Source organism: Lysobacter sp. ESA13C, assembly GCF_019970005.1.
Lineage (GTDB): Bacteria > Pseudomonadota > Gammaproteobacteria > Xanthomonadales > Xanthomonadaceae > Lysobacter > Lysobacter antibioticus_B.
In genome coordinates this window covers 17,074-30,686 of record NZ_JAHXYK010000014.1, presented here as the reverse complement: position 1 = coordinate 30,686, position 13,613 = coordinate 17,074, and the positions used below count along the sequence as shown (strand labels likewise).

General features: G+C 66.3%; 11 protein-coding genes. 7 read left to right on the top strand and 4 right to left on the bottom strand.

Annotated features, from left to right (window positions below; all coding sequences use genetic code 11):
- Position 1: 1 nt before the first annotated feature.
- The 4 genes from minC to LC490_RS21895 all read left to right on the top strand — a co-directional run bounded on the left by minC (position 2) and on the right by LC490_RS21895 (position 2,622).
- A complete protein-coding gene (minC, locus tag LC490_RS21910; RefSeq protein WP_031374139.1) occupies positions 2 to 790 on the top strand; it encodes a septum site-determining protein MinC in 789 nt (262 codons plus the stop codon).
- Between the two features lie 25 nt (positions 791 to 815).
- Positions 816 to 1,625, top strand: coding sequence for a septum site-determining protein MinD (gene minD / locus LC490_RS21905; RefSeq protein WP_031374140.1), 810 nt, complete (start codon positions 816 to 818; stop codon positions 1,623 to 1,625).
- 4 nt (positions 1,626 to 1,629) lie between these two features.
- Positions 1,630 to 1,890, top strand: coding sequence for a cell division topological specificity factor MinE (minE, locus tag LC490_RS21900; RefSeq protein WP_031374141.1), 261 nt, complete (start codon positions 1,630 to 1,632; stop codon positions 1,888 to 1,890).
- A 258-nt stretch (positions 1,891 to 2,148) separates the two neighbouring features.
- Positions 2,149 to 2,622, top strand: coding sequence for a hypothetical protein (locus LC490_RS21895; protein ID WP_223621619.1), 474 nt, complete (start codon positions 2,149 to 2,151; stop codon positions 2,620 to 2,622).
- Between the two features lie 1,117 nt (positions 2,623 to 3,739).
- Here LC490_RS21895 and LC490_RS21890 read toward each other — a convergent pair.
- Positions 3,740 to 4,075: a hypothetical protein gene (locus LC490_RS21890; protein WP_031373093.1), complete on the bottom strand. Its 336-nt coding sequence runs from the start codon at positions 4,073 to 4,075 to the stop codon at positions 3,740 to 3,742.
- 539 nt (positions 4,076 to 4,614) lie between these two features.
- Between LC490_RS21890 and LC490_RS21885 the strand changes: the two genes are divergently transcribed.
- Positions 4,615 to 6,651: a M2 family metallopeptidase gene (locus tag LC490_RS21885; protein ID WP_031373092.1), complete on the top strand. Its 2,037-nt coding sequence runs from the start codon at positions 4,615 to 4,617 to the stop codon at positions 6,649 to 6,651.
- 88 nt (positions 6,652 to 6,739) lie between these two features.
- Here LC490_RS21885 and LC490_RS21880 read toward each other — a convergent pair whose 3' ends face one another.
- A complete protein-coding gene (locus tag LC490_RS21880; protein ID WP_223621618.1) occupies positions 6,740 to 7,666 on the bottom strand; it encodes a hypothetical protein in 927 nt (308 codons plus the stop codon).
- A complete protein-coding gene (locus tag LC490_RS21875; protein WP_223621617.1) occupies positions 7,663 to 9,852 on the bottom strand; it encodes an AAA family ATPase in 2,190 nt (729 codons plus the stop codon). The genes LC490_RS21880 and LC490_RS21875 overlap by 4 nt, the downstream gene beginning before the upstream one ends.
- Before the next feature lie 335 nt (positions 9,853 to 10,187).
- Here LC490_RS21875 and LC490_RS21870 point away from each other — a divergent pair, with 335 nt between their 5' ends.
- On the top strand, positions 10,188 to 11,624 hold the full coding sequence (locus LC490_RS21870; protein WP_223621616.1) for an amidohydrolase family protein: 1,437 nt from the start codon (positions 10,188 to 10,190) through the stop codon (positions 11,622 to 11,624).
- Between the two features lie 132 nt (positions 11,625 to 11,756).
- Here the strand turns inward: LC490_RS21870 and LC490_RS21865 are convergent, their stop codons facing one another.
- Positions 11,757 to 12,527 (bottom strand): helix-turn-helix transcriptional regulator, encoded by a 771-nt coding sequence (locus LC490_RS21865; RefSeq protein ID WP_036149199.1) that lies wholly within the window; start codon positions 12,525 to 12,527, stop codon positions 11,757 to 11,759.
- Positions 12,528 to 12,623: 96 nt separating this feature from the next.
- On the opposite strand from LC490_RS21865, the gene LC490_RS21860 reads away from it, so the two are divergent.
- Positions 12,624 to 13,523, top strand: a complete 900-nt coding sequence (locus tag LC490_RS21860) for a DMT family transporter (RefSeq protein WP_223621615.1) — start codon at positions 12,624 to 12,626, stop codon at positions 13,521 to 13,523.
- Positions 13,524 to 13,613 lie beyond the last annotated feature (90 nt).

Genomic DNA, 13,613 nt, shown 5'->3' with positions numbered 1-13,613 from the left:
CGTGGCCGTGGATTACGAACAGGCCGGCGAACTCAAGATCGGCCAGGTCGGCATCGCCAACCTGCGCATCCGCACCCTCGACGTCGAACGTCTGGTCGAGGAGATGCGCAGCCGGGTCCAGCGTGCCCCGAACATGTTCGGCCGGGCCGCGGTGGTGATCGATTTCGGCGGTCTCAGCCAGACCCCGGACGCCGGCACCGCCCAGGCCCTGCTCGACGGCCTGCGTGCGGCCGGCGTGCTGCCGGTGGCCCTGGCCTACGGCACCAGCGAGACCGACCGCCTGGCCCAGGCCCTGGGCCTGCCGCTGCTGGCCAAGTTCCGCGCCTCCTACGAGCGCGCCGACGGCGCCGCTCCGGAAGCCCCACCGCCGCCGCCGCGTCGCGAGGCCCCGGCGGTCGCCCCGGCCCCGGAGCCCGCCCGCGCGCGCGCGGCCGCCCCGGCAGCCGCCGCCCCGGCCGCCTCGGTGGGCATGATCCAGTCCGCCCCGGTGCGCTCGGGTCAGCAGATCTATGCCGACAACCGCGACCTGACCGTGCTGACCACGGTCGGCGCCGGCGCCGAGGTCATCGCCGACGGCTCGGTCCACATCTACGGCCCGCTGCGCGGTCGCGCCCTGGCCGGCGCGCAAGGCAACGAAAAAGCCCGCATCTTCTGTCGCGAGTTCCACGCCGAACTCGTCGCGATCGCGGGCCATTACAAGGTGCTCGAAGACATCCCGAAGGAATTGCGCGGCAAGGCCGTGCAGATCTGGCTGGAAGACGAACAAATCAAAATTGCGGCTCTGGATTGAAGCCGCACCATTGGAGGAACGAGTTTTGACCGAAATCATCGTAGTCACATCGGGCAAGGGCGGTGTCGGCAAGACCACCACCAGCGCCAGCCTTTCCTGCGGGCTCGCCCGTCGCGGCCACAAGGTCGCCGTGATCGACTTCGACGTCGGCCTGCGCAACCTCGACCTGATCATGGGCTGCGAACGCCGCGTCGTTTACGACTTCGTCAATGTCGTCAACGGCGAAGCCAACCTCAAGCAGGCGCTGATCAAGGACAAGCGTTTCGACAACCTCTACATCCTGGCCGCGTCGCAGACCCGCGACAAAGACGCGCTGACCAAGGAAGGCGTGCAGAAAGTCCTCGAGGACATCTCCGCCGAAGGCTTCGACTACATCGTCTGCGACTCCCCGGCCGGCATCGAGAAGGGCGCGTTCCTGGCGATGTACTTCGCCGACCAGGCGGTCGTCGTGGTCAATCCGGAAGTCTCCTCGGTGCGCGACTCCGACCGCATCCTGGGCCTGCTGTCGTCCAAGACCCGCCGCGCCGAGAACGGCGAGCGCGTCAAGGAGCACCTGCTGCTGACCCGCTACAGCCCCAAGCGCGTGGAAGGCGGCGAGATGCTCAGCATCGGCGACGTCGAAGAAATCCTCGGCCTCAAGACCATCGGCGTGATCCCGGAATCCGGCGACGTGCTCAATGCCTCCAACAAGGGCGAGCCGGTGATCCTGGAAACCGAATCCGACGCCGCCCAGGCCTACGACGACGCCGTCGCCCGCCTGCTCGGCGACACCCGACCGATGCGCTTCACGCAAGTGGAAAAGAAGGGCTTCTTCAGCAAGATCTTCGGAGGCTGAGCTTATGGGTCTGTTCGACTTCCTGCTGGCCAAGAAGCAGACCGCATCGGTCGCCAAGGACCGTTTGCGGATCATCGTCGCCCACGAGCGTGCCGGACGGGGCGGCCCCGACTATCTGCCGATGCTGCAGCGCGAACTGCTCGAGGTAATCCGCAAATACGTCAACGTCGACGCCGAATCGGTCAAGGTCGACCTGATCGGCGAAGGCGACAACAAGGTCCTGGACATCTCGGTCGCCCTGCCGGAAAACCCGGCGCAGGCCTGAGCCGACGCGGCCGGCCTGCCGGCCGCGGACCTGCCCATGCTGCGTGCTCGAACGGTGCAAGCCGTCGTCGCGCAGCCGCTACCGCTCCGCCAATGCCGCTGCGCCGATGCCGTGGCCGCGCGCCTCATCGCGGCGAACGTGCATGGCCGAGGCCATACACTCGCTGGCCGCGCCGTTGCGCGCGCCGCCGCGACGACTACGGCGGCTGCCCGGCTATGGCCTGACTCACAACGTTCCCACCCTCAAACGTTCCGCACCATGCTGACCCTGTCCCACCTCGCCTTCGACGACGTCGCCACCCTGCTCGCGCGCTACGACCTGCGCCTGCAGCGCGTCGACGACGGCGAGCCGATTCCGGGCAGCTACTGGGGCGACACCGAGGCCGGCCTGATCGGCAGCACCGTGTACGCGCGCGGCGACACCCCGCTGCACTCCCTGCTGCACGAAGCCGCGCACCTGATCGTGCTGCCGCCCGAGCGCCGCGCCCAGATCCACACCGACGCCACCGATTCGATCGAGGAAGAGGACGCCGTGTGCGTGCTGCAATGCCTGCTCGGCGATGCCATTCCCGGCGCCAGCCGCGAGCGCATCTTCGAGGACATGGACAGCTGGGGCTACAGCTTCCGCCTGGGCTCGGCGCGCGCCTATGTCGAGCAGGATGCCGAGAGTTCGTGGCAATGGTTGGCCGAGCGCGGGTTGGTGCGGCTGCCGGAGCGCGTGCTGGCGGTGTAAGCCCGATCTCGCGCCGCGATTGTTCGCTGGCCCAGGGTAAGAGCGGCGTCCTACTGGATTTTCTTCGGTCACGAGCCGCGACCGCACGACTTCAATCTCGCGCCGCGAACATCCGCAGCCCAGGGTAGGAGCGACGCAAGTCGCGACCACGTCGTGCCGGCCTCCGGCGTTCCCTTGAAGCAAGTGCAAAGCTTCCGTCCGCTAAAGCGGCCGGGTTACTTTCTTTTGCTAAGCCCAAAAGAAAGGTAACCAAAGAAAAGGGCTCTCCTTGCAAGGGCACAGGCCACGAGTGCGAAGCTGTCGCCGGGATTTTCCGATAAGACATCCCTGTCTTATCGGAAAACGCCGCACGTCCTGTGCGGCGCCCTCCGGGTCTACGGTCGCATCGCAAGCTCAAAGCTTCGCCAAGCTCTTCACAGCAACAGCAACGGCCGCAGCCGCAGCGGCAGCGGCAGCGGCAGCGGCAACTACAACCGCAACAAAGACTGGGTTGCCGTTGCCGTAAAGATTTTGCTGTTGCTGTGCGTCGCCCCGCCCTCGCGAAGGCAATAGAAGACCCGGAGGGCGGCGCGCAGGGATGCGCGCCGTTTTTCATCGGGACAAGGATGTCCCGTATGAAAAAACCCCGCGGATGCATCGCTCGTGCGGGCCCTTGATTCAAAGAAAAGCATTTTTCTTTGGTTACCTTTCTTTTGTTGCTTATGACAAAAGAAAGTAACCCGCCGCTTTAGTGGCGGAAGCTTTTGGCGTTTGATCCTGATCTTGCTTGAGCAATGCGCCGCGAGACCGCAAGAGCGCGGTCGCGGCTCGCGCCGCTCCTACCCCCGCGAAAGCACGCCGCTTCGATGAGCACCATCGGCGCTGTCGCCTCTGCGCGTCCCTCGGTCGCGACTCACGTCGCTCCCACACAAAGGCAGCCTGGAGCGGCCAAAGGCCTTGAGAGCAAAGCTAAAGAAGATCATCACGAGCGGCCACCGACGCCCTCCCTGGCGCCGACGCCATTCAAACCGTGCGGATCGGGCTATCCCCATAACCCTTTCCGTCTTCTTACAGCTTCCCTTCCCCTGATTGCGCCTTCCAGGCGCTTACCCCCACCGAGTGCCTGCCGGCCGCGTTCTCAGAACGCGACCGGCGAAATCTGCGCGGTCCGCGCGGCGTCGACCGCCGCGGGCTCGGCTTCGCTGACCGGTGCCGGCAGCGCCGATTCCGCGCGCCGGACCGGACCGGCGTCGGCCGGGCCATTCATCATTACGATGCCCACCACCGCCAGCGCCAGCAGGGCGGCCATGGCGACGCGCCTCAGATTGAGGCTGCCGTGGGGAGGTTCGATCGGCGCTTCTTCGCGCGCCCAACTTAGATCGGCCGTGAACAGGCATTCGCCACCTTCGCGCCGGTTGCGCTGCGACGAAGTCGTCGTGAGCGGCCGGTACCGCCTATCGTCGGAAGAACTCATCGTAGGTTTCATGCCTTTCCTGTTGAAGCCAAAACGATTCCCCATGGGATCCACCCATCCCAAGCGTGGCCGATGAACGGCTGCCGCTGGGCGTCACTTTTTCCGTTTTGGCGTCACAAATCAAATCCCTTTTTGTGACATGGGTGGAAACCTGGCCGGGAAACGCCGTCCCGAAACCTGAACGAAATCGTCACAAATCCGGCCTGCGTTTCATGGCGTTAAATGAATACCGAAAATTTAACAATCTAAGCGTTTACACGTAACGAAAAAATAACTTCTTCGAACGCACATTTCGTGACCCGGTACTGGCTGAACGGCCTGAATCGGTCAAATATCGGATCTGAACGGAGACCCTCGTAACCGTTTTCAGTCCACCTAGTGTGCCGAATGTGCGCAGAACCACGCCCCGGCTAGACGCTCACCCGGCCTCCCGGCGAGCCGACCCGGCGCCCCGGCGGTGGCCGGCTTGCGCCGGACCGACCCGGCCTCTAGCCTTCTGGCTCGCGCGCAAAGCGCGGCACTTCCTGGAGAGAGCACACATGAACCACGTTCGCGCCGTATTGGCGCTCGGCATCGCTGCGGCCGTCATCGGCCTGGCCGGATGCAAGAAAGACCCCACCCCCTCCTCCAGCACCACGGCCGCCGCCGCGCCGGAAGGCGAGACCGCCGACCAGTTCATCGCCCGCGTCAACGACGAATACAAGAAGATGTATCCGGAGATGACCTCGGCACAGTGGTTGTCTTCGACCTACATCAACGACGACAGCCAGCTGCTCTCGGCCAAGGCCAACGAGCGCTACCTGACCCAGCTCAACAGCTGGATCGAACAGTCGAAGAAATTCGAAGGCCAGCAGATGTCGCCCGCCAGCGCGCGCGCGATCCAGTTGCTGAAAATCGGCACCTCGATGCCGGCGCCGAAAGACCCGGCCAAGCTGGCCGAGCTGACCCAGATCGCCACGCGCATGGAAGGCATGTACGGCTCGGGCACGTATTGCAGCGGCACCGGCGATACCGATTGCCGCCAGCTCGGCGATCTCGAAGACGTGCTGCGCAACAGCCGCGACTACGACGCCCAGCTCGACGCATGGAAAGGCTGGCACACCATCTCCAAGCCGATGCGCAAGGACTACACGCGCTTCGTCGAACTGGTCAACGAAGGCGCGCGCAACCTGGGCTATGCCGACACCGGCGAGCTGTGGCGCTCCGGCTACGACATGAGCCCGGTCGAGCTCGCCGCCGAGACCGACCGCCTCTGGGGCCAGGTCAAGCCGCTGTACGAACAACTGCATTGCTATACCCGCTCGCGTCTGGAAGCCAAGTACGGCGCCGACAAGGGCGAGACCACCGGCGGCATGCTGCCGGCGCACCTGCTCGGCAATATGTGGCAGCAGGACTGGGGCAACATGTGGGACGTGCTGGCGCCGTACACCGAACAGCAGGCCGGCAGCCTCGACATCAACGGCGCGCTGGCACGCCAGTACCAGCACAACTTCGACCTGCAGACGGCGAAGAACCCGGGCGACCGCGCCGCCGACGAACAGGCGCAGATCGAAGTCGACGCGAACCTGGCCAACGCCAAGCAGATGACCGAGCGCGCGCAGGACTTCTACGTCTCGCTCGGCATGCCCAAGCTGCCCGACAGCTACTGGAGCAAGACCCAGTTCATCAAACCGCGCGACCGCGACGTGGTCTGCCACGCCAGCGCCTGGGACATGAACATGGGCGGCGACGTGCGCACGAAGATGTGCATCAAGCCGAACGAAGAAGACTTCACCACGATCTACCACGAGCTCGGCCACGTCTATTACTACCTGGCCTACAACAACCAGCCGCCGTTGTTCCAGACCGGCGCGCACGACGGCTTCCACGAGGCCATCGGCGACACCATCGTGCTGGCGATGACGCCGAAGTACCTGCAGTCGATCGGCCTGGTCGGCAGCCAGCAGCAGAGCAACGAGTCGCTGATCAACGCGCAGATGCGCATGGCCCTGGCCAAGGTCTCGTTCCTGCCGTTCGGCCTGATGATCGATCGCTGGCGCTGGGGCGTGTTCGACGGCTCGATCAAGCCGGGCGAATACAACAAGGCCTGGTGGGAACTGAAGGCCAAGTACCAGGGCGTGGCCCCGGTCGAGGCGCGCGGCGAAGAGTTCTTCGACGCCGGCGCCAAGTACCACGTGCCGGGCAATACGCCCTACACGCGCTACTTCCTCTCGCACGTGCTGCAGTTCCAGTTCTACAAGTCGCTGTGCGACGCGGCCGGTTTCAAGGGCCCGCTGTACGAGTGCAGCTTCTACGGCAACAAGGCCGCCGGCGCGAAGTTCCAGGCGATGCTGAGCAAGGGCGCCAGCCAGCCGTGGCAGCAGACCATGAAGGAGCTGACCGGCGGCGAGAAGATGGACGCCTCGGCGGTGCTCGAATACTTCGCGCCGTTGCAGACCTGGCTGAAGCAGCAGAACGAAGGCCAGAGCTGCGGTTGGCAGGCTTCGGCGGCGGGCGCGCCCGCGCCGGTCGCTCCGGGCGCCAAGCCGGCAGCGGCCAAGCCCGAGGCGAAGGCGGGCAAGCCCGCACAAGGCTAAGCCTAACCTCGCGATGTTCTCGCGGCGTCCGCGTCCGCAAGCAAAAGAAAAACCGGCTTCGGCCGGTTTTTCTTTGTCCGCGAAACGGTTAGGCGCCGACCGCGTCGGCCTGCTCGGCCTTAGCTTCGAGTAACTCGCGATAACGCGCGAGCAGCTCGCCTTCGGCTGCGGCGACGAAGGCCCGCGTCATCGCCGTGAACTCTTCGTCCGCGCCGGCCATCGCCCGCAGTTGCGCGCGTTTGCGCGTAACCCGCTGCAAGGGACGGGCCCGCTGCGCGGGCGCCGCGACCGCGGCCTCGTCCAGCGCTTCGGCGATGTCGAACAACAAATCGTTCAAGCGCTGCAGATGGCGGGTGCGCGCCTCGACCAGCGCCTGCCGATTGAGCGCCATGATGCGGATCGTGTGTTCGCCGTAGGCATCGGCGACGGCGCCGTGGAAGCTCGGGCTCAGCAGCGACAGATCGGTGTCGGTATGCCAGGCCAGATGCGGGCCGGGATCGCGCCGGGTCGGATCGATCAGCAAGGGGTCCTCGCGGTCGCAGTCGTCGCCCGGCTTGAACGCCCGAACCGCCGACACCGGGAACGCGTTGCCCTTGCCGACGCTCTGCACTTTCTGGGCAGCGAGCTGGGCGGCAGTCATGCCGGCTTCGGCGACCCGATGGCCTTCGACGCGATTGCAGCCGATGCAACTGCGCAGCAAGTTGTCCCAGTCGGCCGCGAGCCACCAATAGCCGCGATGGCCGGGTTCGCCGTCGACGCCCGCCTTGGGCCGGTAATGCTCGATGTCCGCCGACGAAGTCGCCTCGTGCAAGGACTCGCAGTACGCGCACTTCTTCTTGAACAGCTCGCGCAGCGCCTCTTTGACGTCGGGCCGCTTATAGGCCTTGAAGGCGAAGGTCTCGGCCTTAGGGTCCAGGTAATGCTTCGAGGCGTTCTCGAGTTCGCGCCGGCCGGCGCCGTCCGGGTCGACCAGCGAGGCCGGCGCCGGCACCGACTTGCGATCGACGAACCTCATTCGTGGGCTCCCGCCGCCGCGTCCGCGCTCAACAGGGCGACGATTTCCTCCAGCGCGTCCTCGCGCATCGCCGCACGCTCGGCGCCGCCGCGACGGCGGCGGTCGTTGAGGTAACGCTGGGTCGCCTCGCCGACGAGTTGCTCGACGGGCGTGTCGCCGAGCGGCAGGCCCGCGAGTTGCGCCGCAAGCGCGCCGCGTTCGCGCTGTTCGCCGGCATCGAGCGCGGGCTTGCCGAGCAGATAGGCATAGCGATGCAAGGCCGCATCGGTCTGCGGCCGCGCGGTGCTGGCCAAGCCGAAGAAGTCCGAGGTCAGCAGTTGGTCGCTGCGCAACAGCTCGATGTTCGGCAGGTCTTCGCGCGGGCGGATGCGGTCGTGCTGGTCGCGGTACAGCACGTGCACTTCGCCGTCGCGCATGCCGCGCAGGCACAGTGCGTCGTGGGCGGTGACGATGAACTGCACCTTCGGCATCGCCCGCCGCAACGCCGACATCACCTCGATCTTCCAGCGCGGGTGCAGGTGCACGTCGATCTCGTCGATCAGGACGATGCCCTGTGCGTATTCCAGATTGCCCCAGGCCTCGACCATGCGCCGCATGATGTCCACGGCCATCGCGAACAGGGAACGGTAGCCGTCGCTCATACGTTCGACCGGAGTCACCCGGCCGTGGGCGCGCACCATCACGTGGCCGCCCGGACCGCGGAAGATGTCGTCGTCATCGTGCAACGAGAACACCTCGCGCATCGCCCGCGCCACCGCATTGAAATGCTGCCGGCTCGCCTCGACCAGCCACGGCGAGGGATCTTCGAGCTTGGCGAAAGGATCGAACAGGCTGCGGTTGACCGCGTTCTTGTGAATGCGGTCTTGCGAGCGGAAGAAGCGCCTCGCCCCGTAGGCCAGCACCATCGACGGCGCCGCCTCGGTATGGTCCTCGATGCGACCGAGCGAATCGATCTCGATGCGGCGGGTGTCGCCCGACGACAGCAGCACTTCCACATAGGGCCGGTCGGTCAGCACCTCCCAGGACTCGCGCTGGCGCGGCAGGAAATCGGCGCCCTCGACCCGGCAGCCCTTGCGCAGGCGCTCGTCCATCAAGGCCAGGGCCAGCGCTTGCAGCACGGTACTTTTGCCGGCGGCGTTCTCGCCGAGCAGCATCACCCCGGAAGCATTGCTGTCGGCCTGCGCATGGGCGAACTCCAGCTCCAGGGTGTCGATGCCCTTGAAGTTGAAGATGCGCACGCGTTCGACATGGGACGCATCCAGCCTGGGCCTGAGTTCGTAGTACTCGCTCGCCGCGCTCCGCAGGGATTCGGAGATCGGCGTTTTGTCCGCGCCCGACAGGTATTCGTAGGCGACCCGGTCCCAAAGTTCATGGTATCCGGCCAGGCGGGGAATGTCGCGCGACGGGCGGAAACCGACGATGGGCTTGAGCCCGGCCCGGCGCGCGGTTTCCTTGGCCACGGCGTCGAGCGCGGAACGGATCGCGCCGCTGTGTCTGAGATTGTCCAGCTCGTCGATCAACCCGATCGCAACCGCTTCGGCATCCGGGTCGATGGCCTGATGAATCGTGGTCAGCAGGTCGAATATCCATCGGCGTCGCTCCTCGACCAGCCGCAGCCGGTTGAGGTTCAACACCTCGATGCTGACCGCGCCCTTGTCGGTCTTGCCGGCCAAGCGGCCATCGGGCAGAAACGCCAGATGGCGCGCGGGGTCGTCGCGGCAAGGGTCGATCAGCAGCGCACTCTCGCTCGCCACGGTCTGACGCCAGGCCGTCATCGGCAAGGCACGCGGCGTGTCGACCGGGAACCGATTGCGCTTGGCCGAGACGCATTCGTTGCAGGCGTACATCAGGTTGCGCCATTCGAATGCCAGCCAGCCGTAGTGATCGGGGCTTTCCTCGCGCGTGCGCGGATCGGCCGCGGCCAGGATCGGGCGGAACGGGTCGATGCGGCTTTCGTGCAAGCTCAGGCCTGACTCGCAGTACGCGCATTTGCTCTTGAACTGCGCGTCCAAAGCCGCGAACACGTCCTCGCCCAGGAACAACGGCTCGTAGCGCTCGAACGGCGCGCGCTGGCGCTGGCGTTCCTCGGCCGGGCGACTGTAGAACGCGGTGATTTCGCGGGCCCAGTCCAGCAGTTCCGGCCGGCGCAACGACGGCGGCGTCGCCAGCCTTTTCACTTTCCTCATGCAGCCCCTCCGCAGGGCATTGGCGGCCGCAGGCGGCCTGGGTATCGGCGGCCGCAGGCGGCCTGGGTATCGGCAGCCGCAGGCGGCACGGGCATCGGCGGCCGCAAGCGGCACACGCATTGGCGGCCGCAAGCGGCCTAGCTTCCGTGACTGCGCCGGGCGGCGGATCGCCGTCATTATGGACATGGCCGGGTCTGGCGGAATGGCATTCGGTCCGAGATCGCGAAGCCGGAGCCATGCCGGCCTCGGGCACAATGCCGATGGCGCCAGCGTTCGCGCTTGCGCCGCTAGCCGTCCTGGTCGCCGTTGCGGCGACCGCGCTCCCGGAGCTCCGCATGCCCCCGTCGATCCGCCTGTCCGCCGCCTTGCTGCTCGCCCTGTCGTCTTCCGCTTCCGCCGCCGAACGCGTCGACTTGCTGATCCGGCATGCCAACGTGATCGACGTCGCCGACGGCCGGACCCGCGCCGACCAGGCCATCGCCGTGCGCGGCGATCGCATCGTCGCCATCGTCGACGACGCCAAGGCCAAGCGCTACCAGGCCGCGCAGACCGTCGAAGCCCAGGGCAAGTACGCGATCCCGGCGCTATGGGACATGCACGTCCACTTCGGCGGCGGCGACAAGCTGATCGAAGAGAACAAGAACCTGCTGCCGTTGTACGTGGCCCACGGCATCGCCGCGGTGCGCGACGCCGCCGGCGACCTCAGCCCGAGCGTGTTCGAGTGGCGCGACGCGATCGCCGCCGGCCGCCTCGACGGCCCGACGATCTATACCTCGGGCCCGAAACTGGAAGGCTACAAGTCGATCTGGCCCGGCGACATCGAAGTCGGCAATGCCGCCGAGATTTCCAAGGCGCTCGACCGACTGCAGGGCTGGAAGGTCGATTTCGTCAAGATCACCGACAACACCTTGTCGCCGGAGCTGTTCCTCGACGCCCTCGAGCAGGCGCACGCACGCGGCCTGCGCACCTCGGCGCACGTGCCGTTCACCCTCACCATCGATACGGTCAGCGCGGCCGGGCTCAGTTCGATCGAACACATCGACTACGCCTACAAGGCCGGCTCGCCGCAGGAAGCCGAGATCGGCGCGATGGTCGCGCGCGGCGAGATAGACAGCCGCGAAGGCTGGAACCGGATCCAGGCCAGCTTCGACAAGGACACCGCGCGTGCAGCCTATCGGCGCCTGGCCCAACGCGGCACCGCGGTCACCCCGACCCTCAACGGCAGCTTCGTCACTACTTATCTGGATCGCGACGACCACCGCGGCGATACCTATCTGCGCTATATCGGCCCCGGCCTGCAGGCGACCTACGCCTGGCGCGTCGAGCGCGCGGCCAAGGACGACGCTGCGGCGATCGAGCGCCGCCACCAACGCTATGAACGCAGCGCAGCGATCCTGCCCTTGTTGCAGTCCTCCGGGGTCGCGATCCTCGCCGGCACCGATGCGGGTTTCCTGAACTCCTTCAATTACCCCGGCATCGGCCTGCACGACGAGTTGCAGCGCTTCGTCGACAACGGCCTGACCCCGTTGCAGGCGCTGCAGGCGGCGACCATCAACGGCGCCCGCTTCCTCGGCCAGGAGCGCCTGCACGGCCGCCTCGCCGCCGGCAAGGCCGCCGACATCGTCCTGCTCGACGCCGACCCGTTGCGCGACATCGCCGCGACCCGGCGCATCGACAGCTTCGTGTTGCGCGGCAAGATTCACGACCGCAAGGCGCTGGACGCGATGCTGGAAGAGGTGCGCAAGAAGGTGGCGGCGCAGACCGCGCCGTAGCCTTTGTAGGAGCGACGTCCTGCTGGATTTCCTTCGGTCATGAGTCGCGACCGAGAATCGTGTTTGCGCGCTCGTTGCGAGGTCGGTCGCGGCTCGCACCGCTCCTACCCTTGAAGCCCGCCGGCTCGTCCCTCAACGCCGGAACTTCTGCGGCGTGGTGCCGCTGAACTGCTGGAACATGGCGATGAAGGCCGAAGCGCTGGCATAGCCCATCGCTACCGCCACCTGCTGCACGCTGCGGCCCTGCTCCAGCAACGGGATCGATTGCTGAAAACGCAGGCGCTGGCGCCATTGGCTGAACGACATGCCGAGTTCGTCGCGGCAGCGCCGGCTCAGGGTGCGCTCGGTGGTGTGCACGCGCTGCGCCCACTGCTCCAGGGTGGTGTTGTCGCCGGGATGATGCTGCAAGGCATCGAGGATCGGCCCGAGCAAACGGTCTTCGCTCTGCGGCACGAAGCGCGACAGCATCGGCGTGGCCAGCAACTTGTCGATCAAGACCCGCGCCAGGCGCCGGTCGGCCGCGGTGTCGGGCACTTCGATGCCGCGATCGAACAAGTCCTCGACCCCGGCGATGAACAAAGGATGCAGACGCACGATGCCCGGCGCTTTCGGCAGCATCGGCGTGTAGCGCTCGGCGATATTGATCAGGCGGCACTGCACCTCGCGCCGGTTGTGCGAGCTGTGGTCCATCTTCGGCGGGATCCACACCGCGTAGCCGGGCGGCGCGAAGAACGGCTGCTCCTCGATCAGGAAGGCCATGCTGCCGGACTCGACGAAGGCCAACTGGCCCCAGGGGTGCTGATGCAGGGCGCTCTCGGTATCGACCGCCAAGGCCTCGTAACGCAGCAGCAGGGGGCCCGGCAGGGAGCGGTAGGGATAGTGGAAGCGGCGGCTGTTGCGCATCTTGTCCGGGCCTCGCTACGGCTTGTCTGGTTATCGACATCTGTCGATTACCCGACATTCTAGAATGAGCCGCCCCACGTTGTACGGAACACCGCAATGCATTTGTTACTGCCGATCCTGGCCACGCTGATCTGGGCCGGCAACACGATCGTCAACAAGCTGTCGGCCGGCGCGATCGAGCCGGCGGCGATTTCGTTCTACCGCTGGCTGGTCGCCCTGCTCGTCCTCACTCCCTTCATGCTGCCGCGGGTGTGGAAGCTGCGCGCCCATGTGCGTCCGCACTGGCGCAAGTTGATCGTGCTCGCCGCGCTCGGCATGGTCATGTACCAGTCGCTGGCCTACTTCGCCGCGCACAGCGTCAGCGCCATGTCGATGGGCCTGATCGTCGCCGCGATTCCGCCGATGACGATGGTAATCGGCATGTTCGTGCTGAAGACGCGTCCTTCGCCGGGCATGTTGATCGGCGCGTTGATTTCCTTCGCCGGCCTGAGCTGGCTGCTCAGCGGCGGGCACCCGGCGCGATTGCTGCAGCAGGGCCTGGGCCGCGGCGAACTGATGATGCTGCTGGCCGCGTCCTCGTACGCGCTGTACGGCGTGCTGGTGAAGCGCTGGGCGCTGCCGATCCCGAACGGCGAATCGCTGTACCTGCAGATCCTGTGCGGCAGCGTGCTGTTGCTGCCGGGCTTCCTGCTGGCGCCGTCGGTGGCCTTGACCGCGCAGAACCTGCCGCTGGTGCTGTACGCCGGTCTGCTGGCCTCGACCGTGGCGCCGTGGTTCTGGATGCACGGCCTGCTGCGCCTGGGCGCGGACAAGACTTCGGTGCTGATGAACCTGACCCCGGTGTTCACTGCCGTGTTCGCCGTGCTGTTCCTCGGCGAGCCCTTGCAGACCTATCACTGGATCGGCGGCGTACTGACCTTGCTCGGCGTCGCGACCGCCCAGGCCTTGCGCCAGCGTCCGGCGGCGCCGGTGCGGGCGCAGGAATGCGCGAGCTGACGGCCACGACTGCTTGGCTTGGGTAGGAACGGCGTCCTTCTGGATTTCTTTCGTTCACAAGACACGACCGGTCTGCGGACGGTCCCTCGC